The 25,071-nt window shown below is 70.1% G+C and carries 20 protein-coding genes and 1 pseudogene; 5 read left to right on the top strand and 16 right to left on the bottom strand.

Going from position 1 to position 25,071, the window contains the following annotated elements:
• Positions 1 to 173 precede the first annotated feature (173 nt).
• Positions 174 to 1,793: a DUF4190 domain-containing protein gene (locus KIH73_RS10220; protein ID WP_219083173.1), complete on the top strand. Its 1,620-nt coding sequence runs from the start codon at positions 174 to 176 to the stop codon at positions 1,791 to 1,793.
• Positions 1,794 to 2,265: 472 nt separating this feature from the next.
• Here the strand turns inward: KIH73_RS10220 and glnA are convergent, their stop codons facing one another.
• The 8 genes from glnA to KIH73_RS10180 form a co-directional block, all read right to left on the bottom strand.
• Positions 2,266 to 3,603: a type I glutamate--ammonia ligase gene (gene glnA, locus KIH73_RS10215; protein ID WP_219083171.1), complete on the bottom strand. Its 1,338-nt coding sequence runs from the start codon at positions 3,601 to 3,603 to the stop codon at positions 2,266 to 2,268.
• 161 nt (positions 3,604 to 3,764) lie between these two features.
• Positions 3,765 to 4,493 (bottom strand): bifunctional 1-(5-phosphoribosyl)-5-((5-phosphoribosylamino)methylideneamino)imidazole-4-carboxamide isomerase/phosphoribosylanthranilate isomerase PriA, encoded by a 729-nt coding sequence (priA, locus tag KIH73_RS10210; protein WP_219083169.1) that lies wholly within the window; start codon positions 4,491 to 4,493, stop codon positions 3,765 to 3,767.
• A gap of 131 nt (positions 4,494 to 4,624) precedes the next feature.
• Positions 4,625 to 5,272 carry an imidazole glycerol phosphate synthase subunit HisH gene (gene hisH / locus KIH73_RS10205; RefSeq protein WP_219083167.1) on the bottom strand — a complete coding sequence of 216 codons (648 nt, stop codon included), beginning with the start codon at positions 5,270 to 5,272 and terminating at the stop codon, positions 4,625 to 4,627.
• A gap of 59 nt (positions 5,273 to 5,331) precedes the next feature.
• Positions 5,332 to 6,042 carry a hypothetical protein gene (locus KIH73_RS10200; RefSeq protein ID WP_219083181.1) on the bottom strand — a complete coding sequence of 237 codons (711 nt, stop codon included), beginning with the start codon at positions 6,040 to 6,042 and terminating at the stop codon, positions 5,332 to 5,334.
• Positions 6,042 to 6,641: an imidazoleglycerol-phosphate dehydratase HisB gene (gene hisB, locus KIH73_RS10195; RefSeq protein WP_219083165.1), complete on the bottom strand. Its 600-nt coding sequence runs from the start codon at positions 6,639 to 6,641 to the stop codon at positions 6,042 to 6,044. The genes KIH73_RS10200 and hisB overlap by 1 nt, the downstream gene beginning before the upstream one ends.
• A gap of 98 nt (positions 6,642 to 6,739) precedes the next feature.
• Entirely contained in the window at positions 6,740 to 7,927 is a 1,188-nt protein-coding gene (locus KIH73_RS10190; RefSeq protein WP_219083162.1) for a histidinol-phosphate transaminase, read from the bottom strand.
• Positions 7,924 to 9,300, bottom strand: coding sequence for a histidinol dehydrogenase (gene hisD / locus KIH73_RS10185; protein WP_219083179.1), 1,377 nt, complete (start codon positions 9,298 to 9,300; stop codon positions 7,924 to 7,926). The genes KIH73_RS10190 and hisD overlap by 4 nt, the downstream gene beginning before the upstream one ends.
• 215 nt (positions 9,301 to 9,515) lie before the next feature.
• Positions 9,516 to 11,456 (bottom strand): histidine phosphatase family protein, encoded by a 1,941-nt coding sequence (locus KIH73_RS10180; protein ID WP_219083177.1) that lies wholly within the window; start codon positions 11,454 to 11,456, stop codon positions 9,516 to 9,518.
• 420 nt (positions 11,457 to 11,876) lie between these two features.
• On the opposite strand from KIH73_RS10180, the gene KIH73_RS10175 reads away from it, so the two are divergent.
• Together KIH73_RS10175 and KIH73_RS10170 are read left to right on the top strand one after the other, a co-directional pair.
• Positions 11,877 to 13,604 carry an ABC transporter permease gene (locus tag KIH73_RS10175; protein WP_219083160.1) on the top strand — a complete coding sequence of 576 codons (1,728 nt, stop codon included), beginning with the start codon at positions 11,877 to 11,879 and terminating at the stop codon, positions 13,602 to 13,604.
• Positions 13,605 to 13,749: 145 nt separating this feature from the next.
• Positions 13,750 to 14,523 (top strand): ABC transporter ATP-binding protein, encoded by a 774-nt coding sequence (locus KIH73_RS10170; protein ID WP_219083175.1) that lies wholly within the window; start codon positions 13,750 to 13,752, stop codon positions 14,521 to 14,523.
• A gap of 148 nt (positions 14,524 to 14,671) precedes the next feature.
• On the opposite strand, the gene dnaE is transcribed toward KIH73_RS10170, so the two are convergent.
• The gene (gene dnaE / locus KIH73_RS10165) at positions 14,672 to 18,229 is read right to left on the bottom strand and encodes a DNA polymerase III subunit alpha (RefSeq protein WP_219083158.1); all 3,558 of its coding nucleotides are present in this window, start codon (positions 18,227 to 18,229) and stop codon (positions 14,672 to 14,674) included.
• Positions 18,230 to 18,400: 171 nt separating this feature from the next.
• Here dnaE and KIH73_RS10160 point away from each other — a divergent pair, with 171 nt between their 5' ends.
• Complete coding sequence (locus KIH73_RS10160; protein WP_219083156.1) at positions 18,401 to 19,336, top strand: DnaA/Hda family protein; 936 nt, start codon at positions 18,401 to 18,403, stop codon at positions 19,334 to 19,336.
• A 39-nt stretch (positions 19,337 to 19,375) separates the two neighbouring features.
• Here KIH73_RS10160 and KIH73_RS10155 read toward each other — a convergent pair whose 3' ends face one another.
• Positions 19,376 to 20,437, bottom strand: coding sequence for a helix-turn-helix transcriptional regulator (locus KIH73_RS10155; RefSeq protein WP_219083154.1), 1,062 nt, complete (start codon positions 20,435 to 20,437; stop codon positions 19,376 to 19,378).
• A 200-nt stretch (positions 20,438 to 20,637) separates the two neighbouring features.
• Between KIH73_RS10155 and KIH73_RS10150 the strand changes: the two genes are divergently transcribed.
• Positions 20,638 to 21,042, top strand: coding sequence for a hypothetical protein (locus KIH73_RS10150; RefSeq protein WP_219083152.1), 405 nt, complete (start codon positions 20,638 to 20,640; stop codon positions 21,040 to 21,042).
• A gap of 21 nt (positions 21,043 to 21,063) precedes the next feature.
• Here the strand turns inward: KIH73_RS10150 and KIH73_RS10145 are convergent, their stop codons facing one another.
• The 6 genes and pseudogenes from KIH73_RS10145 to KIH73_RS10120 form a co-directional block, all read right to left on the bottom strand.
• Positions 21,064 to 22,002 carry an RluA family pseudouridine synthase gene (locus tag KIH73_RS10145; RefSeq protein WP_219083150.1) on the bottom strand — a complete coding sequence of 313 codons (939 nt, stop codon included), beginning with the start codon at positions 22,000 to 22,002 and terminating at the stop codon, positions 21,064 to 21,066.
• Complete coding sequence (locus tag KIH73_RS10140) at positions 21,999 to 22,553, bottom strand: signal peptidase II (protein ID WP_219083148.1); 555 nt, start codon at positions 22,551 to 22,553, stop codon at positions 21,999 to 22,001. The genes KIH73_RS10145 and KIH73_RS10140 overlap by 4 nt, the downstream gene beginning before the upstream one ends.
• 23 nt (positions 22,554 to 22,576) lie before the next feature.
• A complete protein-coding gene (locus KIH73_RS10135; protein ID WP_219083147.1) occupies positions 22,577 to 23,890 on the bottom strand; it encodes a DivIVA domain-containing protein in 1,314 nt (437 codons plus the stop codon).
• Positions 23,891 to 23,988: 98 nt separating this feature from the next.
• The gene (locus tag KIH73_RS10130; protein ID WP_219083145.1) at positions 23,989 to 24,270 is read right to left on the bottom strand and encodes a YggT family protein; all 282 of its coding nucleotides are present in this window, start codon (positions 24,268 to 24,270) and stop codon (positions 23,989 to 23,991) included.
• A 109-nt stretch (positions 24,271 to 24,379) separates the two neighbouring features.
• Positions 24,380 to 24,856, bottom strand: coding sequence for a cell division protein SepF (locus tag KIH73_RS10125; RefSeq protein ID WP_219083143.1), 477 nt, complete (start codon positions 24,854 to 24,856; stop codon positions 24,380 to 24,382).
• Positions 24,857 to 24,885: 29 nt separating this feature from the next.
• Positions 24,886 to 25,071, bottom strand: a pseudogene (locus KIH73_RS10120) (cell division protein FtsZ); the annotation flags it as partial.

Genomic DNA, 25,071 nt, shown 5'->3' with positions numbered 1-25,071 from the left:
AAGGCCGCCTAGCCGACATCACGCAGGACCAACACCGACGGCACCGGACACAGGGCGAAACGCGCCCGAAAACGCCACCAACAAACAACCCCAAACGGATTGACAAAACCATAGGGACACCCCCCTACAATGGAAACCGTACGGACGCACGGCCATTGAGGGAAGAGGGCACCATGGGATTGTTCGCGCGCCACGACGACGATGTCGTCTCCCCGTTCGACGTCGACGACGCCCCGGCGTACATCAGCCCGGACGCCGCCATCGAGCGGGAGGCCCGGGCCGAGGCCGAGGCCGAACGGCGGCGGCAGGCCGCCCGCGCGGCGGCCGACGCGGCGGAGCGCCGCCGGCGGAACCAGCCCCCGACCGCGCGGCGCCGCACCCCGTCGCGCGCCCGCGACGCCGCCCAGGCCAGGCGCGCCGCCGCGCCGCCTCCCGCCGGCCAGACCTATGCCACCGACTCGCCGTCTCCCGCCGGCCAGACCTACGCCGACGACCCGTCCCATTCCAACGGTGCGCCGCGCCCCGCCGGCCTGACGCCTCGCCCCGCCGGCACGCCGAATCGAGGCGCCGCTCCGCGCACCCGCACGCCGTCCGCCTCCGGATGGGTCGTCGCCGCATTCGTGCTGCTGGGCGTCACCCTGGCGGCCCTGTCCACGCCGCTTGCCGGGTTCGTCACCGCCGTGGCCGCGATCGTGCTCGCCATCGGCGCCCTGACGCGCGCCGCCAGGGATCCGCGCCACCGCGGCAGGGCGGCCGCGGTCGTCGCGCTGGTGCTCAGCATCGCGCTGCTGGCGGCGGATGCCGTGGCCGTCGTCGCCGGGCTCTCCTCGACGTCGCCGCCCGACTCGTCATGGTCGCGGACCTATGGTGGCGCCGACGCCGCGGACCCCGAACCCCGGACCTACGAGCGGACCGGCACCATCGCCTACGACCACGACGACACCGAGCTGCAGGTCTCGATCGACCGCGCCTGCGCCGGCACGCCCGACGATCTCACCGGCGGACGCACCGTGGTCATCGAGGTCACGGTGCGCAACACCGGCTCGACGACCACCGGCCTGGAGTCGGAGTCCACGCTCGAGGTCTTCCAGAACGGCATCGGGCTGACGAGGACGTACCTGTCGGACGACGCGGAATCGTTCGGATACGACGACGACTCCGGTTTCGCCGAGATCAGGCCCGGCGCCTCGCACACGGTGACCGAGGCGTTCGCGCTGCGCGACGGCGACGCGCCGCTGCTGGCGCGTCTGGCCTCGTACGACGGCATGTCCACCGTGACGGCCGCGTTCAGTGTGGGCGGGAGCACGCCGGGCGAGGAGTTCGAGGGCCTCGCCACAGCGGACGTCCCCGACGTCGTCCCGCCCGACGAGGCCGCGGTCGCCGATATGACCGACATCGTCGATCACCGGGGGACGACCGTCGCCCAGCTGGCCATCGACGGCGTCGTGCGGGGGCCGGACACCTCCGACGGCACGCCCACGGCGATCGTGACCTATCGCTGGGTCAACCGCTCCGACGAGCCGATGACCCTGTGGGACTGCGGCATGGCGTCCGCCTGGCGCGACGGCGTCGAACTGGAGGTCGCCTTCCCCGCCGACGCGATGGAGGGGTACGCCCCGCTGTCGCAGTCGACGTCGATCCTGCCCGGCGCCATGTTCTCCGCGACCATCGCCTATGCGGTGCCGGACTACGACGGGCGGCTCGACGTGCGCCTGACCGACTACGACGACACGGTCCTGGCGGAGCGGACGTTCGAGCTGTCCGACCAGACGGACGCGGATCGGGTCGGATGACGGTCCCGGGCGCGGGGCGCGCCGTCGCCCCGGCCGAGGCCTTCACGGTCTCCACGGCCCTGCGACGGCGCGTGCGCGGACGCGCATGCCCCAAGCCGAATCCGTGTGTCCGATGCACGATGCCGCGCGCACGCGGACGCCGTCCGGCCCCGTATCCATGCCCGGTTCCGGGGCCATCCCGCCTAGCTGTAGCGGATTAAGGGTCCTGCGGACATCCATATGCGTTACGTGAGGCTCCAAAACCGCGATGCCCCGGGTATGTGCCGCGACATGGCGCGGCACATACCCGGGGCATCGTCGTCATCCTGCCTCAGCTAGTCCATATCGATGTCCGCAGACCCCGAAATCCGCTGCACCTAGTGCGGATAGGGGCAGACACGCCCGGATTCCGCGGGACGCCCGCGACGTGACGCGGACGGTGCGCGGGCGCCATGCCGCCCCTGCGCCGTCCGCGTCCGAGGATCCCAAGGCGCTAGAGCCGCGGCAAATAGGTCTTCAGCTCGTACGGCGTGACCTGATGGCTGTATTCCTCCCACTCCTGGCGCTTGTTGCGCAGGAAGTACTCGAAGGCGTGCTCGCCGATCACGCCGGCCACGAAGTCGGACTTCTCCATGATCTTCAGCGCCTCGTCCAGCGACTCCGGCAGCGGCTGGATGCCCATCGCGCGGCGCTCCGCGTCGGTGAGCTCCCACACGTCGTCGCTCGTCGGCTCGCCGAGCGCGAGCTGCCGCTCGATGCCGTCGAGGCCGGCGGCCAGCAGCACCGAGTAGGCCAGGTACGGGTTGGCGACCGGGTCGAGCGCGCGGAACTCCATGCGCGCCGAGTTGCCCTTGCCCGGCTTGTACTGCGGGATGCGCAGCAGCGCGGAGCGGTTGTTGTGGCCCCAGCAGATGTAGCTCGGTGCCTCGTTGCCGCCCCACAGACGCTTGTACGAGTTCACGTACTGGTCGGTGATCGCGCAGATTTCCGCCGCGTGGTACAGGATGCCCGCGGCGAACTGCCGGGCGATCAGCGACATGTTGAACTCCTGGCCGGCCTCGTAGAAGGCGTTCGCGTCGCCCTCGAACAGGCTCAGGTGCGTGTGCATGCCCGATCCCGGCTTGTCGGCCAGCGGCTTGGGCATGAAGCTCGCGTAGATGCCGCGCTCCAGCGAGATCTCCTTGACGACGGTGCGGAAGGTCATGATGTTGTCCGCCGTGGTCAGCGCGTCGGCGTAGCGCAGGTCGATCTCGTTCTGCCCGGGGCCGCCCTCGTGGTGCGAGTATTCGACCGAGATGCCCATCTGCTCGAGCATGTTCACCGTGGCGCGGCGGAAGTCCATGCTGGAGCTGCGCGGCACGTGGTCGAAGTAGCCGCCCTCGTCGATCGGGGTCGGCGGGCGGGACCAGTCCTCCTGGCTCTCGAACAGGTAGAACTCGATCTCCGGGTGCACGTAGAACGTGAAGCCCTTCTCCTTGGCCTTGGCCAGCGTCTGCTTGAGCACGTGGCGCGGGTCGCCCAGCGAGGGCTCGCCGTCCGGGGTCAGGATGTCGCAGAACATGCGGGCGGTGCCCTGCGGGCCGCCTCGCCACGGCAGGATCTGGAACGTCGAGGGATCCGGCCTGACGATCATGTCGTCCTCGGAGACGCGGGTCATGCCCTCGATCGACGAGCCGTCGAAGCCGAGCCCCTCCTCGAACGCCGCCTCCAGCTCGGCCGGCGCGATCGCCACCGACTTGAGGGTTCCCAGCACGTCGGTGAACCACAGGCGGATGAAACGCACATCGCGCTCCTCAACGGTGCGCAGCGCAAACTCTTGCTGTTTATCCATGCCCACCATCGTCCCACGGGTTTATTTCACATGCCGTTAACACATGTCGCGTATATGCGGGCGCCCACGCGGGGCCGGAACGGACGCCCGGATACGGCAGCGCCCGCCGGCGCATGGCGCGGCGGGCGCTGCGGGCGCGGCGCGGCATTCCGGGCGCAGGGTCAGTCGGCCGCGACCGCAAGCGCCTCCTTCAGCGTGAACGCGCGCGCGTACAGCGACTTGCCGAGGATCGCCGAGTCCACGCCGAGCGGCGCGAGCCCCTTGATGGCGCGCAGGTCGTCGAGCCCCGAGATGCCGCCCGAGGCGGTCACCCTGGCGTCGGTGCGCTCGGCCACCTCGCGCAGCAGGTCGAGGTTCGGCCCGCTCATCATGCCGTCGCGCGTCACGTCGGTGACGACGTAGCGCGAGCAGCCGACCGAGTCGAGGAACGCCATCGTCTCGAACAGGTCGCCGCCCTCCTTGACCCATCCGCGGGCGGCCAGCGTGTGGCCGCGCACGTCCAGGCCGACGGCGACGCGATCGCCGTACCGGCGAATGACCTCGGCGGTCCACTCGGGGTTCTCCAGCGCCGCGGTGCCGATGTTCACGCGGGCCGCGCCGGCGTCGAGCGCCGCCTCCAGGCTCGCGTCGTCGCGCACGCCGCCGCTCATCTCGATGTTCACGCGCTCACCCAGCTCGGCGACGATGGCGCGCAGCTGCGCGCGGTTGTCGCCGGTGCCGAACGCGGCGTCCAGGTCGACCAGGTGGATCCACCGCGCCCCGGCCTCGACCCAGGTGCGGGCGGCCTCCAGCGGCGAGCCGTAGTCGGTCTCCGATCCGGATGCGCCCTGGCGCAGGCGCACGGCCTTGCCGTCGCGCACATCGACGGCGGGCAGCAATGTCAGTGCCATATGCGTGTGTCCTTCCTCACTGGTGTGCGGGGCGTCGCATGCCGCCCCGGGTTGTGCAGATCATCGGGCCGCCGCGGTAGGCCGATCCCGGCCGGGCGCCGCGGATCGGGCGGACGGCGCGGCGCGGCGCCCTACAGGGCCGCCACCCAGTTGCCCAGCAGCCTGAACCCGGCGTCGGCGGACTTCTCCGGGTGGAACTGCGTGGCGTACAGCGGGCCGTGCTCATAGGCGGCCACGAAGCGGCTGCGGCCGTACTCGCACCAGGCGACGCGCTCCGGCGCGCCGCCGAAGTCCACCGGGCAGCGTTCCGCCGGCACCGGCAGCACCTCGCGCGCCGCGTAGGAGTGCACGAAGTAGAACCGCTCGTCGCCCAGCCCGTCGAGCAGCACGCCGTCCTCGGGGGCCTGGACGGTGTCCCAGCCCATATGCGGGACCACGTCGGCGTCCAGCTCGTCCACGACGCCGCCGATCAGCCCCAGGCCGCGCGCCTCGACGCCGTGCTCGACGCCCCGCTCGAACATGACCTGCTCGCCCACGCACACGCCGAGCACCGCGCGCCCGGCGTTGAGCCGGTCGACGATCACCCGGTCGCCGCGCACGTGGCGCAGCCCGTCCATGCAGGCGGCGAACGCCCCGACGCCGGGCACGACCAGGCCGTCGGCCTCGAACGCCGTGCGGTAGTCGGAGGTCAGGGTCACATCGAGGTCGAGGTTGGCCAGCGCGCGCACCATGGAGCGCACGTTGCCGAATCCGTAGTCGAACACCACCACCGAGGTCATGCCAGGTCCTTTCCTTGTCGTGTCGTCGTCTTGTCGCGCCGCCGGCGCCGCGCGGCCGGCTAGCGGATGCTCGATCCGCCGCGCCCGCCGAACCGCGTGTGCCGGGCGATGACCTTCATCGCGGCCTCGCGGTCGAGGTCCCCGGACTCCACGGCGCGCACGCCCTGCCCGACGAGCGCCGGCACGTCGGCGATGCCGAGCATCAGGTCCTCGACGAACGGCGGGGTCACGGTGAACAGGATCGGCGGGGCGAAGGTCTGCCCGGGCTCGCCCTTGATGTACAGCGTCGCCTCGAGCTTGTCGGCCCGGTTGACCGCGAGGATGGCCGGCATGCCGGAGACCACCGTGGTCAGGTCGCGCACCGCGGCCTCGGGGCCGTCGCCGTCGAGGTTGCGCAGCACCGCCACGGCGCCGTCGCTGTGCTCCAGGCAGGTCGCCGAGACGTCGGAGAGCTGGCAGAACGCCGCGAGCAGCTCGGCCGAGGCCAGCCGGGTGATGATGGCCGCGACCTTGGCGCGGTTGCCCAGCAGCCCCTGCAGCTCGTCGTCGAAGTCGAGCACGGCCTCGGCGCCGGAGGCGTCGCCTCCGTCCGGGGCGTCCGCGGCGCTTCCGGCTCCGGCGTCGGAGCCGGCGTCGGAGCCGGCCTCGTCGTGCGCGAACTGCTGCTCGAAGTCGGCCATCGCCGCGCGCAGCTCCTCGTCGCTGATGTGGGTGCCGTCGCCGAAGTCGTCGTAGGCGCCGTCGTGCGGCGTCGTGCGCTCGTCGTCCATCACAGGGCCCCCTTGGTGCTGGGGATGCCGTCGACGCGCGGGTCCGGCTCGACGGCGAAGCGCAGCGCGCGCGCCACCGCCTTGAACTCGGCCTCCGCGATGTGGTGCGGGTCGCGCCCGGCGAGCAGCTGCAGGTGCAGGCAGATGCCCGCGTGCAGCGCGATGGACTCCATGACGTGGCGGACCAGCGACCCGGTGAAGTGGCCGCCGATCATCGCGTATTCGAATCCGGCGGGCTCGCCCGAGCACACGACGTACGGCCGTCCGGAGATGTCCACGACGGCCTTGGCGAGGGCCTCGTCGAGCGGCACGGTCGCGTCGGCGAACCGGCGGATGCCGCGCTTGTCGCCGAGCGCCTGCCGCAGCGCCTCGCCGAACACGATGGCCGTGTCCTCGACGGTGTGGTGCACGTCGATGTCGGTGTCGCCGCTCGCCCTGATCGTCAGGTCGATCAGCGAGTGCTTGCCGAGCGCCGTCATCATGTGGTCGAAGAACGGCACGGAGGTGCTGATATCGGTCCTGCCGGTGCCGTCGAGGTCCAGCGTCAGTTCGATGCGCGATTCGCTGGTCTCGCGGACGATCGTCGCGGTGCGTGCCATCGTTGCTCCTTCCATGTTCCCGGTGCCCCGGGTGTTCCGACACCTAAGCATAGCGCCGCGGGGCGCGCCGGCGGCGGCGCGTGCGCCCCGCGCCCGGCTCACCGGCCGGTCTCGGCCTCGCGCAGCACCTCGTCCAGCGCCTCGCGGAACCGGGCCATCTCCTCGTCGGTGCCCATGCACACGCGCAGCCAGCCGTCCGGGCCTACCGCGCGGATCAGCACGCCGCGCTCCAGCATCGCCGCGAAGATGCGGTCGCGGTCCTCGAAATGCCCGCCGAACATCAGGAAGTTCGACGCGGAGTCGGCGACCTCGAGCGCCCGGCCCCGGTAGGTCCGGGTCCGCAGCCATGCCGCGGTCCGCTCGCGGGTCTCGCGCAGATGGGCCACGCGGCCGAGCTGCTCGTCGGTGTGCTCGAACGCGGCGAGCGCCGCGGCCTGCGTCACCGCCGACAGGTGGTAGGGCATGCGCACGATGCGCAGGCAGTCGATGATGCCGCGGCTCGCCGCGACGTAGCCGACGCGGGCGCCGGCGAAGGCGAAGGCCTTGCTCATCGTGCGGCTGACGGCCAGGTTCGGGTGCGCGTCGATCAGCGTGACGGCGGACGGCGTGCCGGGGTTGCGGAACTCGATGTACGCCTCGTCCACGACGACCACCGGGTGCACGCCCTCGCCGGCCCCGCGCACGGAGGCGGTCTCGCAGGCGGCCAGGATGCGTTCGAGGTCCTCCATCGGCAGCGGGGTGCCGGTCGGGTTGTTCGGGCTGGTCAGCAGCACGATGGCCGGGCGCACGTCCTCGATTGCCGCGAGCGTGCGCTCCACGTTCAGCGTGAAGTCCTCGTTGCGGTGCGCGACCTGCCAGGTGGTGAACGTGTCGCGCGCGTACTCGGGGTACATCGAGTACGTCGGGTCGCAGCCCAAGGCGATGCGCCCGGGCCCGCCGAACGCCTGGAAGATCTGCAGCATGATCTCGTTGGAGCCGTTCGCGCCCCAGACCTGCTCGACGCCGAGCCCGGCGCCCGACTCGCGCCTCAGGTAGGCGGCGAAGGCGCGGCGCAGCTCGATGTGCTCGCGGTCCGGGTAGCGGTTCAGCGTCGGCGCGATCCGGCGCACGCGCTCGGCGATCGTCTCGACGACGGCCGGGTCGGGCGCGTACGGGTTCTCGTTGACGTTCAGGCACACCGGCACGTCGAGCTGCGGGGCGCCGTAGGGCTCCTCGCCGATCAGGTCGTTGCGCAGCGGCAGCGTCGCGGGGATCGCCGTCCCCGCGTTCGTGGTGGCGTCGCTCATTTCAGGCCGGCCTCGGCTTCCTGCCGGTCGAGGGTCGCCTTGTCGTACGGGTCCTCGACGAAGCGGGTGAGCACGGACTCGCCGTGCGCGGGCAGGTCCTCGGAAACGGCGAAGGTGTTGATGCGCGCGGCGAGCGCCTTGAGCCCCTCCTCGTCGTATTCGATGACCTCGACGGGCTTCATGAACGTGTGCACGCCCAGGCCGGCGGCGAAGCGCGCGGTGCCGGAGGTCGGCAGCACGTGGTTCGAGCCGGACATGTAGTCGCCCAGCGGCACCGGCGAGTACGGGCCGCGGAAGATCGCGCCGGCGTTGCGGATGCGCGCGACGACGGCGTCCGGATCGGCGGTCTGGATCTCGAGGTGCTCGGCGGCGTAGGCGTTGGCCGCGTCGATCGACTGGTCGAGCCCGTCGGTGAGGATGATGCCGGACTGGCGGCCGGTCAGCGACGTGGCGACGCGCTCGGCGTGCTTGGTGCGCGGCACGCGGCGGTCCAGGCTCTCCTGCGTGCGGACGGCGATCTGCTCGCTGTCGGTGATGAGCACCGAGCCGGCGAGCTCGTCGTGCTCGGCCTGGCCGATCAGGTCGGCGGCCAGGTACTCGGGGTTGGCGCCGCCGTCGGCGATGATCGCGATCTCGGTGGGGCCGGCGACCGCGTCGATGCCGACGAGGCCGGAGACCATGCGCTTGGCGGTGGCGACGAAGATGTTGCCCGGTCCGGTGATCTTGTCGACCGGCTCGCACAGCACGTCGCCGTCCTGCGGCTCGGTGCCCTTGGCGCCGTAGGCGAACATCGCGATGGCCTGCGCGCCGCCGACCGCGTACACCTCGTCGACGCCGAGGATCGCGCAGGTGGCGAGGATCGTCTTGTCCGGCAGGCCGTCCGCCGTCTTCGGCGGGGTGGCGACGGCCAGCGACTCGACGCCGGCGGCCTGGGCAGGGACGGCGTTCATGATCACCGAGCTCGGGTAGACGGCCTTGCCGCCCGGCACGTACAGGCCGACGCGCTGGACGGGGATCCAGCGTTCGGCGACGCGGGCGCCCGGCGCCAGGTCGGTGTGGAAGTCCTCGGGGACCTGCGAGGCGGCGACGGCGCGGGAGCGGCGCACCGACTCCTCGATGGCGGCGCGCACCCCGGGGTCGAGCTCCTCCAGTGCGGCGGTCATCGCCTCGGCCGGCACGCGCAGGTGCTCGGGGCGCACATGGTCGAACTTCTCCTCGAAGTCGCGCAGCGCCGCGGCGCCGCGGGCCCTGACGTCATCGAGGATGGGCTGCACGAGTTCGGTGGCCTCGTCGGTGCCCATCTCGGCACGCGGCATGGCGGCCAGCATCTCGGCTCGGGTGAGGCGCTTGCCCCGCAGATCGATGATTCGCATGGTGGTGTTGCTCATAACGTCCCATCGTAACAACGTCGTGTTTCCAGCCGTTTCGTCAGCCGCATCGTGAGATGCCCGAGCGTGCGGGAGCGCCGCGGCGTCATCGGCTCCGGGCGTCCGCCGGCCCGCGGACGCCCGCGCATGCGGGGAGCGCCGCACACCCCGGTCGTCCGGGATGCGCGGCGCTTCCGTGGTCGCGGCGTGGAGGACGGCGCTCAGCGCTGCCGGCGGCGGGCGGCCATCGCCACGGTGACGCCGGCGGCGGACAGCGCGAGCGCGGCGAGCGCGGGGACGGCCGTCGCGACGCCGGTGGCGGCCAGGCCGGAGGGCTTGGCGGCGTTCCGGTCCGCGGCGTCCGCGGCGTCGTCGCCATCGGCGGCGGTGTCGGTACCGTCGGCGGCATCGGCCGCGCCGTCGCCGGCGTCATCGGCTGCGCCGTCGTCGTTCCGGTCGTCGTCCGGGGTCGCGGGCGTCCCGTCGTCCACGGCGATGGTCGGGGACTCGTCCGTCTCGACGCGGGATTCGGGCAGGCCCAGGCAGCTCTTCAGCTCGCTTTCCTTGTACCAGCGGGAGCCCTCGGCGATCGGCGTGCACTCGTCGTTGAACGCGACCTCGGTCTCGTTGTACAGCATGCGCACGATCGGCGTGTACGCCTCGCCGGTGGCCGGGTCGACGCCGTCCCTCGCGTAGACGTCCCACTGGATGTTGGCGGCCATCGGCGTCACCGACTCGCCGCGCCACGGGTTGTCCGCGTAGGTGAACACGTCGGCGAGGCCCTGCGGGTCCTCGACGGCCGGGGCCTGGACCTCGGAGCCGGGCGCCTTGATCAGCGCGGCGAACGGCATGATGGTCTCGGCGTGCGCGAAGCGGAACGTCGCCACGGTGTCGCCGCCGGCCATGCGCTCGTCGATCGAGTCGAAGAAGTCGTCGAGCAGCGGCTGGGCGATGCGGTACGTCTCGTTCTGGCCCGCGTAGCTCGGGCCCTTCTCGTAGAAGTCCTCCATGTCGAGGATCCAGGCGAAGGTCTCGCCGTCCTCCTGGCCGACGTTCGCGAAGTACCGGTCGAAGTCGAAGGTGTGCCCGCCGGTGTTCTCCTCGGTCATGTCGGCGGCGATGATGTACAGGTTGTACAGGTCCATCGCGGCGTCCACCACCGATTCGATGCTCTTGCCGGTCTCGCCGCAGGCGTCCTCGCCGTACTGGGCGATCACCTCGTCCGGGTCGCCCTCCACGGCGCAGCTGCGCACGTCCTGACCGGTGACGTCGTCGACGCCGTCCTCGTCCGCGTCAGGGTGCTCCCGGCCGTCGATGGTGTTGAACCACGAGTATTCGCCGGCGTCGACCGCATCGAGGAAGTCGGCCTTGAAGATCTGGGACAGCAGGTCGCGGGACACTTTCCGGGCCGCGTCCAAGTCCTCGATGTAGTCCTCGGCGTTGCCGATGACGGCGTCGTCGTCGACGAACCGCTCGTACCGCGAGGCGATCGCGGCGGCCTCGCCGGTCTTCTCGGTGCCGTCGGGGTTCTCGGTCTTGTGGAAGTACAGCGTGTCGGGCGACTTCTGGAACGCGGCGGCGGCGCCGTCGCCGGCGGCGTCGTTCGGGGCGACGTAGGCGTCGGCGAGCTCGCCGCCCGACGCGGCGTCGAAGCCGGCCTTGAAGTTCTCGCCGGACTCGGTGGCGCGCGCCTCGCCGGAGGACTCGTAGGCGACGGTCCCGCCGTCGGCGGCGGCCTCGTCGAACAGCCGCGCGTTGCGCTCGTAGGCGCGGGCGCCGATGCCCCGGTGCTGGGTGGCGCCCTGGCCGGTGAGCATGCCGTAGCCGTTGTCGACGTTGGCCTCGGTGATGGCCCGGACGTTGGCCATGAACGTGTCGCGAGCCTCCTCGCTGACGAAGCCGCCGACCTCGGCCGCGGTCCGGCCCATCTTCTCCAGCAGGGCGTCGTACTTGTAGCTCGACAGGCCGCGGGAGCCGTGGCGGGCGATGATCTCGGTGTAGACGGGCTCGTAGCCCTCGGGGGCGGCGGAGTAGCCGGCGATGACGCCGGCGCCCGGCGCGACGTAGGGCTGCTTGCTGCTGTAGTACGTGCCGTTCGCGGCGCTCGCCGTGCCGGTCGTCAGCATGGCGAGGGCCACGGCCGTCGCCGCGCCCGCGACCATGAGCGTGCGCGCGTTCCTCTGCTTGTTCACGTGTTCTCCTTCGGGTTCCGTCCGCCCGGGTCCATGTTCCATGCCCGGGCTGCGATGTCGAATCGGTTCGAATCCGCCGTCGGGGGGGGGGTATGCGGACTGTTCATTTCTATCAACGCGCAGGCCGCCGGAACACACGTATGCGGTTACGGGACGGTGAATATGCGGTGATATTTCCCGGACGGACGGCGGCACCCCGTCGGCGGCCCCGTCGGACATCGTTTTTCCCAGAGTTCACTCAGAAACATCACAGGAAACGAGGCTCAAGTTGACCGGAAACCTTCACCGGAGGCGAAGGCCGCACCCACCCGGCGGCCGCATACTGTCATGGTCCGGCGTCGTTCGCCCACGCACGCCGGCCGTCCGTCACACCAAGCCAAAGGTCCCATCATGTTCATCATCAGCAACGCCTGGCGCTCCGTCATGCGCAACAAGGGTCGCAACATCCTGATCGTCGTCATCGTCGCCATCATCGCCGCGGCGGCGACCATCGGCCTGGCCATCCGCAACGCGGCGCAGACCGCCCGCGACGAGGGGCTCGCCGCCACCGGCGTGACGGCCACCATCGGCGTCGACCGCGAATCCATGATCGGCCAGGCCCGGCAGCGCGGCGGGGACGAGACCGGGGACGGGCAGCCCGACATGGACGAGCTGCGCTCCGCCATCGCCGTGGACGCGCTGACCCTGGACGACTACGAGCGCTACGCCGACGCCGCCAGCGTCGACGTCGCCACCTACTACACCGAGCAGACCGCGCTCGACGGCACCGACGGCCTCCAGCCGGTGTCGACCACCACCGACGATACGTCGTCCGACGCCGCCTCGGGCGACGGGACGGACGGCGACGGGGACGGGACCGCATCCGACGCGCCCGGCGGGGCGGGCATGGACCGCGGCGGCATGGGCGGGGCGGCCATGCCGACCGGCGACTTCACCGTCACCGGGTTCTCCTCCGACACCGCCGTGGCCAACGCGGCCAACGGCACGTTCACGATGAGCGACGGCCAGGTGTTCGGCTACGGCGAGGACGGCGTCGGCGACGCCATCATCACCGCGGCGCTCGCCGAGTTCAACGGCATCGAGGTCGGCGACACCATCACGCTGGCCGATCCGGACGACGACGCCGTCACCTACGAGCTGACCGTCGTCGGCGTCTACAGCAACGACTCCGCGCAGAACGTCGCCGCGTCGGGGCCGATGGGCGGCACCGGCATGGACCCGGACAACGCCGTCTACACCTCGACGGCCACGCTGGAGGCGCTGGGGCTGGCGGGCGGATCCTCGGACGACGACGCGGCGGGCGACGCCCAGCTGACGTTCACCTACGTGCTCGGCAGCGCCGACGACTACGAGACCTTCGTCGCCGACGTGGAGGCCGCGGGGCTCGGCGACGGCTACACCGTCTCGTCGGCCGACGTCGACCAGTACGAGTCGAGCCTCGTGCCGCTCGACAACCTCGCCTCGTTCGCGCTGACGCTGCTGCTCATCGTGCTGGCCGTGGGCGCGGTGGCGCTGATCGTCATCAACCTGTTCAACGTGCGCGAGCGCAAGTACGAGGTCGGCGTGCTGCTGGCCATCGGCATCCGCAAGGTCAAGGTCGCCGCGCAGTTCGTCGTCGAGCTGCTCATCGTCACGATGATCGGCATCGCGCTGGGCGTGGTCGGCGGCGCCGTCGCCTCGGTGCCCGTCGCCGACCAGCTGCTCGCCCGGCAGATCGCCACGCAGCAGTCCCAGACGGCGACCATGCAGGCGAGGTTCGGGCGCGACGCCGACATGTCGGACATGCCGGGCGGCGGCGATGCGCTCGCCCCGGACGCCGGCGGCGCGGCCACGGACCGGTCCGACGACGCGGGCGCGCAGGATGACGCGGACACGCAGGACGGCGCGGTCTCGCAGGGCGACGCGCCCCAGGACGCCCCCTCGGATGCGCCGAACGGCGTGATGGCCGGGTTCGCGCAGGCCGCGCAGTATGTGGACGACATCGACGCGACCGTGGACCTCGCGGTGGTCGGCAGGCTCGTGCTCATCGGACTGGCCCTGACGCTGGTCTCCGCGCTGGCGGGCATCGTCGCCATCGTCCGGTACGAGCCGCTGCAGATCCTCGCCGACCGCTCCTGACACAGCCGGCACCCGCCTCCATCGCCACCGCAACCGACCACAGCATGCATCGGCGCCGGCCCGTCCAACCGGCCGCCGGGAAAGGACCATCATGAACGACTCCCCCGCCTCCGTCCCGACCATCGCACCGGACACGGCCCCGCCGATGCCGCCGCGCGAGGGCGACGGACCGGCCCCCGTGCTTGTCATGGAGCACGTCTCCTATCGGTACGCCAAAGGCGGCAAGCTGGTCGTGCGCGACATCAACCGCGAGTTCCAGGCCGGCACCGTCACGGCGATCGTCGGACCGTCGGGCGCCGGCAAGACGACCGTGCTGTCGCTGCTGTCCGGGCTGACCTCGCCGTCCGAGGGCCGCGTCGTCTATCGCGGCGAGGATCTGGCCACGCTGGACCGCTACCGGTTCCGCAGCCACGACATCGGCGTGATCTTCCAGAGCTTCAACCTGCTGCCCGCGCTCAGCGTCGAGGAGAACATCACGCTGTCGATGCAGGCCAGCGGCAAGCGCTTCGACCGGCCGAGGCACGAGGTCGTGATGGGGCTGCTGGCCAAGGTGCGGTTGTCGCCCGACTACGCCGGCGAGCGCATCCTGCACCTGTCGGGCGGCGAACAGCAGCGCGTGGCGATAGCCCGCGCGCTGAGCTACGACCCCGGCGTCATCCTGGCCGATGAGCCGACCGGCAACCTCGACCTCGGCACACAGGACGACATCATGGCGATCTTCCGTTCGCTCGCGCACGACGAGGGCAAGTGCGTCATCATCGTGACGCACAGCCCCCAGGTCGCGCAGCGGTCCGACGAGGTGTTCGAGCTGGCCCGGCCGCGGCGGCGCGCCGCGGACCATGCCACGGGACATGCCGCAGACCAGGCCATTGGCCATACCACAGGCCGTGGCACAGGCGTGACACAGGCCATGCCATGACCCGTCCCACAGGTCATGCCGCGGCCCATATCTCGATCCGTGCCGTGGTCCGTGCCGCGTTCTGTGCCACAGACCGTACCGCAGGCCATGTCACAGTCGTGGCACAGGCGTGACACAGACCGCGCCACAGATTGCTGTACGACCCGCGTCACGCGGCAGGCAGGCAGCTCGGCCCGAACAGTATCTTGATCTCGGCGAACAGCGAGGTGTCGCGTTTCACGCGGAACCGATCGCCGAAGGTCAGCACCTGCGCGTTGCCGCGTTCGTCGAGGATCGCCAGCCTGACCTCGCAGTACCCCGGGTGGTTGAGCAGCACCTGGCCGAGCTGCGAGACGTGCGAGCGGTCCAGCGCCACCTGGGGCAGGGTGATGACCAGCGGCCGCTCGTCCACCGATTCCAGCGTAGGCACCTCCATCTCGGTGGCGCGCAGGCTCACCGTCTCGTCGCGCACCTCGACCTGACCGCGGATGCGCACGATGGTGTCGATGGCCAGGTCGGCGGCGGCCGACTCGTACACCTTGCCGAAGAACATGCACTGGATCGAGCTCTCCATGTCCTCGATCGTGACGATGGCCCACGGGTTGCCCTTCTTCGAGACCCTGCGGTCGACGCCGGTGACCAGTCCCGCGAGGACTACCTGTTGGCCGTCTCCCATCGTCTTGGCGCGGTCGATGAGATGCGCGATCGACATCTCGCGCAGATTCGCCAGCACCGCGGTCATGCCGCTGAGCGGATGGTCGGAGACGTACAGGCCGAGCATCTCGCGTTCGAAGTTGAGCTTGGTCTTCTTATCCCACTCCTCCACGTCGGGCACGGTGATGCCAGCGTCGCCCATCACGTCGGCGCCGCCGTCGTCGTCGATGTCGGCGAACAGGTCGAACTGGCCCTCCGCCTGCTTGCGCTTGATGCCGACCACCGATTCGATCGCGGCCTCGTGAATCTGGTACAGGGCGCGGCGGTTCGGGTCGATCGAGTCGAACGCGCCGGCCTTGATCAGCGATTCGACGAGCCTGCGGTTCAGCGCCGACAGCGGCACGCGGCGGATGAAGTCCATGAAGTTGACGTACCGGCCACGTGGGCTCTCGCGCTCCGCGATGATGTCGGCGACGGGCTGGTCGCCGACGTTGCGGATCGCGCCGAGGCCGAAGCGCACGACGTCGCCGACGGCGGAGTACTCGAGCACCGACTCGTTGACGTCCGGCGGCAGCACCTGGATGCCCATGCGCCTCGCCTCGCCCAGGTACAGCGCGGTCTTGTCCTTGTTGCTGCGTTCGTTCTGCAGCAGCGCCGCCATGAACTCGACCGGATAGTGCGTCTTCAGGTACGCCGTCCAGTAGGAGATCAGGCCGTACGCGGCCGAGTGCGCCTTGTTGAAGGCGTAGCCGGAGAACGGGACCAGCACGTCCCACACGGCCTGGGCGGCCTCCTCGGAGTACCCGTGCTCCTTCATGCCCTCGAAGAACGGAATCTTCTCCTTGGCCAGCACCTCGGGCTTCTTCTTGCCCATGGCTCGACGCAGCACGTCGGCCTTGCCGAGCGAGTACCCGGCGAGGATACGGGCCGCGGACTGCACCTGCTCCTGGTAGACGATCAGACCGTAGGTCTCGTCGAGCACCGGCGCGAGCGGTTCGGCGACCTCGGGGTGGATCGGGATGTTCTGCTGCAGCCCGTTCTTGCGCTTCGCGTAGTTGTTGTGCGAGTCCATATCCATCGGGCCCGGCCGGTACAGCGCGATCAGCGCCGAGATGTCGTTGAAGTTGTCCGGCTTGAGGCTTTTGAGCAGCGCGCGCATGCCATCGCCATCGAGCTGGAAGACGCCGAGCGTGTCGCCGCGCGACAGCAGCTCGTAGGTCTCCTTGTCGTCGAGCGGGATCTCGCGGTAGTCGATGGGGTCCTTGCCGTTGCGCTCGATGTTGCGCAGCGTGTCCCTGATGACCGTGAGGTTGGACAGGCCCAGGAAGTCCATCTTCACCAGACCGAGCGTCTCGCAGGTGTGGTACTCGAACGTGGTGGTCACCGTGCCGTCGGTGCGTTCCAGCAGCGGCGAGGTGTCGGTGATGGGCTCGGAGCCCATGATGGTGGCGCAGGCGTGCACGCCCGTCTGACGGATCAGCCCCTCGATGCCCTTGGCCTGGTCGACGATGCGGTGGGCGTCGGGGTCGGAGTCGTACATCTCGCGGAACTCCCGAGCCTCGGCGTACCGCTTCGAGGTCGGGTCGAAGATCTCCTTGAGGCTCGCGTCCTTGCCGTTCTTGCTCGGCGGCAGCGCCTTGGTGACGTGCTCGCCCACCGAGAACTCGTAGCCCATGATGCGGGCGGAGTCCTTCAGCGCCTGCTTGGTCTTGATGGTGCCGTAGATCACGCACTGCGCTACCTTGTCGTGCCCGTACTTGTCGGCCACGTACTCCAGCACCCTCATGCGCCCCTCGGGGTCGAAGTCGGTGTCGATGTCCGGCAGGGAGACTCGTTCGGGGTTCAGGAACCTCTCGAAGATCAGGCCGTGCTGCAGCGGGTCGAGCTCGGTGATGCCCATGGCGTAGGCGACCATCGAGCCTGCGGCGGAGCCTCGGCCGGGCCCCACCATCACGCCGTGGTCCTTGGCCCAGTTGATGTAGTCGGCGACGACGAGGAAGTAGCCGCAGAACTGCATCTGGCAGATCACGCCGCACTCGTAGTCGGCCTGCTTGAGCACGTCGATCGGCACATTGCCGTGGTAGCGCTTCTCCAGGCCGTCCTCCACCTGCTTGAGGAACAGCGAGGTCTCGTCCCAGCCCTCCGGGCAGGGGAACTTCGGCATGAAGGCGCCGTCCTCGCCGTCGTCGAACATGACGTTGCAGCGCTCGGCGACCTCCAGGGTGTTGTCGCAGGCCTCCGGCAGGTCCTTGAACAGCGCGCGCATCTCCTCGGCCGACTTCAGGTAGTAGCCCGAGCCGTCGAACTTGAACCGGTCGGGGTCGTCGAGCCGGGAGCCCGAGTTGATGCACAGCATGGCGTCCTGCGCGCCTCGGTCCTCCTCAAGCACGTAGTGGGAGTCGTTCGTGGCCAGCAGCGGGGCGTTGAGGCGCTTGGCGATGTCGAGCAGCTCGTTGGTGACCTGGGTCTCGATCTTCAGGCCGTGGTCCATCAGCTCGATGTAGAAGTTGTCGCGGCCGTAGATGTCCTGCAGCTCGCCGGCGTAGCGCAGCGCCTCGTCGAACTGGCCCAGGCGCAGACGCGTCTGGATGATGCCGGACGGGCAGCCCGAGCCGCAGATCACGCCCTTGGAGTAGGTGGCGAGCACCTCGTTGTCCATACGGGGATAGCGCATCACGCGGCCCTCGAGGTTCGCCACCGAGGAGGCCTTGAGCAGGTTCCGCAGCCCCTCGTCGGTCTCCGCCCACAGCGTCAGGTGGGCGATCAGGCCGCCGCCCGAGACGTCGTCGGACCGCTGGGCCTCGGTGCCCCAGTGCACGCGGGTCTTGTCCTGCCGGGCGGTCTCCGGCGTGGTGTAGGCCTCGATGCCGATGATCGGCTTGACCCCGACCTTGACGGCCTCGCTCCACATCTCGTAGGCGCCGTGCATGTTGCCGTGGTCCGCGATGCCGACGGCGGGCATGCCCAGCTCCTTGGTGCGCCGCACCAGATCCGGAATCTTCGACGCGCCGTCCAACAGCGAGTAATGCGTGTGGTTATGCAGTTGCACGAAGTCGCTACCCGATTTAGCCATAGGTTCCACCTTACCTCACGTCGTTTTGGTCCCGGGCCCCATCATGCCGCAGGACACGCGCACCGGGTACATATCTACCTCCCCCGAGTGTCGCACCGCACAATGGTCCGACCATGACACGATCGACGCCGCGGCGCACCGCCGGCGTCGGCACGGTGAAAGGAGACGGCCATGGCACAGGATCCACATACGGCACCGCATACCCGTCGGAGCCGCCGATTCCCGGAGGCACGGCCGGCCGGGGCGTCCGCGGAGCCGGCGACGGGCGGCCGCGCCCGGCAGGCCGCGGCCGCGGCGCCACAGGCGACGCTCGATTCGTATGCGACGCTCGACCCGTATGCGACCTTCGACACATTCGTCCCGGACGACGCGAACCGCTACGCGCGCACGCTGGCCCTCGCCGTCGCGCAGGACCCCGGGCGCGGCCCCGGCCCGCTGTGCATCCACGGGGGCGCCGGGTTGGGGAAGACCCACCTGCTGGAGGCCATCGGCAACCGGGCCCGTGACCGCGATCCGACGCTGCGCATCCGGTACGCACCGGCCGACGCCCTCGCCGACGCGGCGCTGCGTCGGTGCGCGGGGCGGCCGGACCGCGGCATCGGAATCGAAACCGACGCGGACATGCTGCTGGTCGACGACGCCGGTCCGGTCATCGGCGACCCGCTGGGCGCCGAACTGCTCCACCGCGCCATCGAGCGGGTGATGCTGCGCGGCGGGTGCGCCGTCATCGCCTGCACGCTGCCCCCGCGCTGCTATCTGCCGCACGGCCACCCGCTCGGCACGATGTTCGCGCGTGGCCGCTCCGCGCCACTGGACCCGCCGGGTCTGCAGACCCGGGTGGCGATCCTGCGGCTCATGGCGGCCAGGCATCGCCAGACGATCGGCGATGAGGTCCTGCTGCTGGTGGCCGAGCAATGGACCGACAACATACGGGACCTGAAGCAGGCGATGGCGCGCGTCATCGTCGAGGCCGCGGCGTCGGGCCGGCCGGTCACCCCGGCGCTGGTCCGCCGCATGCTCCGGCCCGCACCGGCCGCCGCATGGGCTCAGGCATGCGGCCGGCGGGCATCCGGATACCGGTCCGTCCCGGCGTCGTCCGGTCGCTGACTCTTCGTCCCCGGTCCGATCATGTTCCGGATGTCAGGCTCATCCCCGGCGTTGCCCCGGAGCCACGCGGTATGTGGCGACCAGCGTCGCGCCGACGTCCGCCATCGCCTTGCGCAGCGAGGCCGGCTCCAGTATCTCCACGATGCCGGCGTCGGCGTACTGCAGCGCCCACCACAGCACGGTCCTGGGGTCGGCGTGCGCCGTCACCTCGTAATGGCGGTCGTCGACCCGGCGCACGGCGGGGCGTTCGAACCAGTCGTACACGCAGGCGAGGTCGGTGACGAGCAGCCGGATGTCCTCGGCCTCGCCCGTCCATGGGTACAGGCGTTCGGCCAGGAAGTCCGCCAGGGACAGCCGCGCGCCGTCCGCCGTGCGCAGATCCTCCAGCCGGCATTCCTGGGCCACGTCCGGCCCCAGCACGTCCAGCCGTCGGATCCGGTCGACATGCACGAACCCGATGCCGGGGCGGCCATGCATATGGCACAGCAGATAGTACAGCCCGTTGCGGTAGGTCATCTGGTACGGGTCGGCGACGTACTCGCGCGGCTCGCCGGTCCCGGAGTCGACGCGCTCGACCAGCGTGCCGTCCGCGGCGTACTGGCACAGGCGGAAGCGCACCACACGCCCGGCGCCGATCGCCTCGTCCAGGTTCTCGACGTTCGAGAGGAACTCGCGGTTGTAGGGGCGCGGGATCCGCAGGTTGCTCAGCCCCTCCGACTGCCCGCCCGCGTAGCCGGCCAACGAGCGCAGCCGGTCGTAGGCCTCCCGCGCGTATTCCTCGTCGATGCGCGACAGCGCGAGCCCGTCGCCCAGCAGCCGCAGCTGCGCCAGGTCGATCGCCGGCTCCATGTACCAGCCCGGCGTGGCGTCGGGACTGTCGGCGTGCTCGGCCATCTCCGGCGTCAGCTGGCCGACGGCCCTGCCGAACGGGCGTTGGGATTCCAGCATGCGCAGATGCCCGCGCACGGTCTTCTCGGTCACGCCGAGCCTGCGGCTCAGCTCCTTGGTGCTCAGCCCGTGCTCGGTGTCGGTGTGGGCCGCGAGCTCCTCGAGGATCCGCACCAGGATCTCGTTGGTGCTTTTCTTCTTCGTCCCGGCCATCGCACCGCCCCTTTCGACCGCATCGTCCTCACCATCATAGCCGCGGCCGTTTCCGCCCGTGGCGGACAGGCGGACGCCCTCCTGTGGACGACACGCCCGGGTTGTGGACAACCGGCATGCCTTCGACCACCATGCCCCGCCGCGCTGTCGTTTCCGACGCCGGCTCCCCTATCGTCGACGGAACAGGACGAGAGGGGGTCATGATGAACAGGCATGCGGATACGGGCGGGAAAGGTTCTTCCCGGTGCCATCCTCTGGCGGCCGCCGCGCTGGCGGCAGCGTCGGCGAGTCTGGTGTCGCTGCTGCTCGCCGGAGCGCTGCTGCTGCGTCTGCGGCGGGGAACCTACGACCCGCTGGACGCCCTCGCGCTGGTGGCGATGATCGGTTTGGGAATGCTGGCGGTGTGCGTCGCGCCGTTGGCGGTGCTGCTTGGCGCCATCGCGCTCATGGCCTGCAGGCAATCGCGTCCCGCAGACAGGCAGTCCGGTTCCGAAGACCGGAGCGCTTCGCGTGGCGTCGGGATGGCCATCACGGCGATGGCAGTCGGAGCCGTGCCGATTGTCGGCTATGCGACGCTGCGGCTGATCGATCTGGCGCCGCCGTAGCATGCATGGCGTCGGCGGCGCTCAGTCCGACGCCGGCCGGTCGTCACGGCGGCGTCGGCGCAGCGTCTCCAGCGCCTGGGCCAGGTCGGCGGGGTACCGTGACTTCACCGTCGTCCAGATGCGGGTGCGCGGGTGGCGGAACTCCAGCCGCATCGCGTGCAGCCACTGGCGGGTGAGCCCCAGCTCCTCGGCCATCACCGGGTTGGCGCCGTACATCGGGTCGCCGACGAGCGGGTGCCCGATCGACGAGAAGTGCACGCGGATCTGATGGGTCCGGCCGGTCTCGAGGTTCACCGTGACCAGCGTGGCCTCGCCGAAGCGCTCCATCACGTCCCAGTGGGTGATCGCCTCCTTGCCCGCCGGCGTCACGGTGAACCGGAAGTCGGAGACCTTGGCGCGGCCGATCGGCGCCTCGATGGTCGCGCGATCCTCCTTGAGGTTGCCCTGGACCAGCGCATGGTAGGTCTTGACGACCTCGTGCTCGGCGAACTGCCGGCGCATCTCCTTGTAGGCGAGCTCCGACTTGCACACCAGCATGAGCCCGGAGGTCCCCACGTCCAAGCGGCTGACGATGCCCTGTCTGCCCGGCGCGCCGTACGAGGTGATGTGCACGCCGCGGTCCAGCAGGCTGCCCAGCACAGTGGGGCCGGTCCAGCCGACCGACGCGTGGGCGGCGACGCCGACCGGCTTGTCCACCACCACAACGTCGTCGTCCTCGTAGACCACGGCCATGTCCGTGGCGATGGGCTCCGGCTCGCGCCGTTCCTCACGGATGTCGAACTCCACGACGTCGCCCGCCTGCAGCGCCCCCGATTTGGCGATGTCGCGCCCCAGCACGCGCGCCTGCCCCGAGGCGACGAGGTCGCTCGCCTTGGCGCGGGAGATGCCGAGCATCTTGGCCACGGCGACGTCGAAACGCTTGCCGATCAGCGCGTCGGGCGCGGGAACGACGTGGCTCATCGGGATCCCGTCCTTTCGGACCCCTCCGTTCCGGCCGCACCGGCGCCCTCGACGTCCGTGGCCTCAGGCCCGAACGGCTCGTTGATGGCGATCAGCACCACGGCGGCGACGCCCGCGCCGACGAGGAAGATGTCGGCCACGTTGCCGACCGACCACCCGTAATCGAGGAAATCGACCACCGCGCCGTTCAGGAAGCCGTCCGCGTTGGCCACGCGGTCGATCAGGTTGCCGAACGCGCCGGCGAAGGCGAACGAGAAGACCGCGGTCCACCGCAGCGACGACGTGCGCAGCGCCAGCACGGCCAGCGCCACGCTGGCCACGATCGCCAGCACCGAGATCAGCCAGGTCGCCGACGAGAGCATCCCCAGCGACATCCCCGGGTTGCGCACCAGCGTGAACGACAGCAGCCCCGGCACCACCGGGATGCTGCGGCCCGCGACGAGGGCCGACTGCGCCCAGATCTTGGTGGCCTGGTCGAGCGCCAGCGCCACGACCGCGATACATGCAAAGACGGCCACGCGCAGGCGCAGCCGTCCCTGTTGTCTAGTCATAATTCCGTGAATCCGCCTCAGGCTCAGTTCTGCTCGGTCTGGCTGAAGTTGTTCGTGTCGGACACCTGCGCCTGCAGGCCGCTGAGGAACTCGGTCAGGCGGGCGCGGTATTCGGTCTCGAACTGCTTGAGGCTCTGGATGTTGCCCTCGATGACCTTGCTCTGGTTCTCGAGGTTGGAGCGGACCTGCTCGGCGTACTGGTCGGCCGCCGTGCGGGTCTTGCTGTCGTAGTCGGCGGCGCGGCGCTGGACCTCGGCCTCGTACTGGTCCGCGGCGTTGTGCTTCGCGGCCTCGTACTGGTCGCCCTCCGCATGCTTGTTCTGCATGTAGGTGTCGGCGTCCTGGCGGGTCTTGACGGCGTAGCTGTCGGCCTCGGAACGGGTGTGGTCGGAGTAGGCGTCGGCCTCCTGGCGGGTCTGCTCGGAATAGGCGTCGGCCTCGGAGTGCACGCGCTGGCTGTACTCGTCGGCCTCGGAACGCGTGCGGGTCGAGTAGTCGTTGGCCTTGGCCACGGTCTCCTCGTAGCGGCGCTGGCCGTTGTCGATGATCTCCTTGGACTTGGCCTTGCCCTTGTCGACGTACTGGTCGTGCAGCTGCATGGCGAGCGTCAGCATCGCGGTCGCGCGCTCCGGCTCGGTGGTGGCCGCCGCGGCGGCGCCGGCGATCTTCTGCAGGCTGCCGGTCTCGGTATTCGGCTCGACCTTGGCGACCTGGGCGCGCAGCTGGTTCTCGCGCTCCTTGGACTCCTCGAGCTGGCGCGACAGGTCGCGCAGCTGCTCCTGCTGCTGGGCCATGCCGGCGGCCTGCTGCTGCGCTGCGGCGAGCTGACGGGACATGTCCTCGAGACGGGAGCGGAATTCGTCGCGCTCATGCTGCACGGCGGTGAGCTGGGCGCCGAGCTGCTCGTTGCCGGCGGCCTGGGCGGCCTGGGCGGTCAGCTGGTCGATCTGCGCGCTGAGGCGGTCGACCTGAGACTTGAGCTGCTCGTTCTGGGCCGACAGGGCCCGGTTGCTCTCCTCGGCTTCGGTCAGCTTCGTCGCCGCGATCTGGGCCGACTGGTCGGCCGCTCCCGCCGAGGAGGACTTCAGGCTCTCGTTCTCGTTCTGCAGCGACTGCACCTGCGCGGTCAGCTCGGAGATCTTGGCGTTCAGGTTGGCGACGTCAGGCCCCAGCGACTGGGTGGCCTGCCCTCCCTGCATCGCCTGCCTGGTCAAAGCCTCGATGGTCTCGGTCACCTGATCGAGGAAATCGTCGACCTCATCGACGTCATACCCTTCCTTCAGACGCACGGTCCGGAAGGTATGCTCCCTGATATCCTTCGGCGTCAACAGAGCCATAAATCTTGCACCTCGCTTCGGGCATTGTGCCTCGCTATGTACGTATCAACTACCGATGCTAGCACGGACCCTTCGCACAGCGCACCTCGACGGCGCGGTCATATGAGGATCTGCAGCACGATCAGGATGAAATACAGCACGATGAAGCTCACGTCGAGGTAGATCGGCCCCAACGGAATCGGCGGTATGTAGCGCCTCAGCCAGCGCAGCGGCGGATCCGTGAGCCGGTAGACGACGTCGATCAGCGCCGCCGCCACGCCTCGGGGACGCCAACGGGGGGCCAGCACCGCGATCCAGCCGAGCACCATGCGGATGATGAGCACCGTCAGATAGGCGCCGATCACCCAGTCGATGATTCTTCCGATGATGAACAACAGCATGGGTCAACCATACCAACCGATCCGGCGTAACCGCGGCAATCGTCCGCAGGCGGAACCGGCGCCGGGCCGGGCCGCCTGCGACGCCGACCTGCGGCCGATCGCACGCGGTCTATTCGGAGAACAGATCGTGCGCGGACGATGCCGACTGCGGCTCCTCGACCTTGATGTTCACCTGGGCGGGGCTGAGCAGGAACACGCGCGGGGTCACCCGTTCGATCGACCCGCGCACGCCGAACACGACGCCGGCGGAGAAGTCCACGATGCGGTACGCCACGGCCTCCGGCACCCCGGTCAGGTTGAGCACCACCGGCACGCCGTCGCGCAGCGCGCGGCCCACCAGCTGGGCGTCGTCGTACTTCTGCGGGTGGATCGTCGTGATGCGGCTGATGCGCCCCGGGAACGGGCTGGTGGTCGACGACTCCCGGGCCGGCGCGCTCGTCGAGGCGGACGCGGAGGCCATCGGGGTGACGGAGTGATCCGAATCGAACGACGACTCGGCGCCGTCCGTCTCCGCGATCGGCTCGTCCTCATCGACCACGTCGGTCATGCCCAGGTAGGACATCGCGCTTTTCATAAAGCCAGCCATGCATGGCTCCTTTCGTCTTGCTCCGACGTTCAGCGCAGAAAGTCGGGGATGTCCAGGTCGCCGACGGACTCGTTCAGGGAGATCACGTCATGCTCGCTGGTCTCGTCGAAGGACCGGGAGGCGGCGTCGCCGCCGGACGGGGTGAACGTCGGCACGGTGGCCGGCTTCGGCTGGACCAGCGGCGTCGGGGCGGCCGGCGCCACGGGGGTCGCGGG

Origin of the sequence: Bifidobacterium phasiani, assembly GCF_019331775.1 — a bacterium.
GTDB lineage: Bacteria > Actinomycetota > Actinomycetes > Actinomycetales > Bifidobacteriaceae > Bifidobacterium > Bifidobacterium phasiani.
The sequence above is the reverse complement of the archived record's forward strand: the minus strand, read 5'-3'. Positions and strand labels throughout refer to the sequence as shown.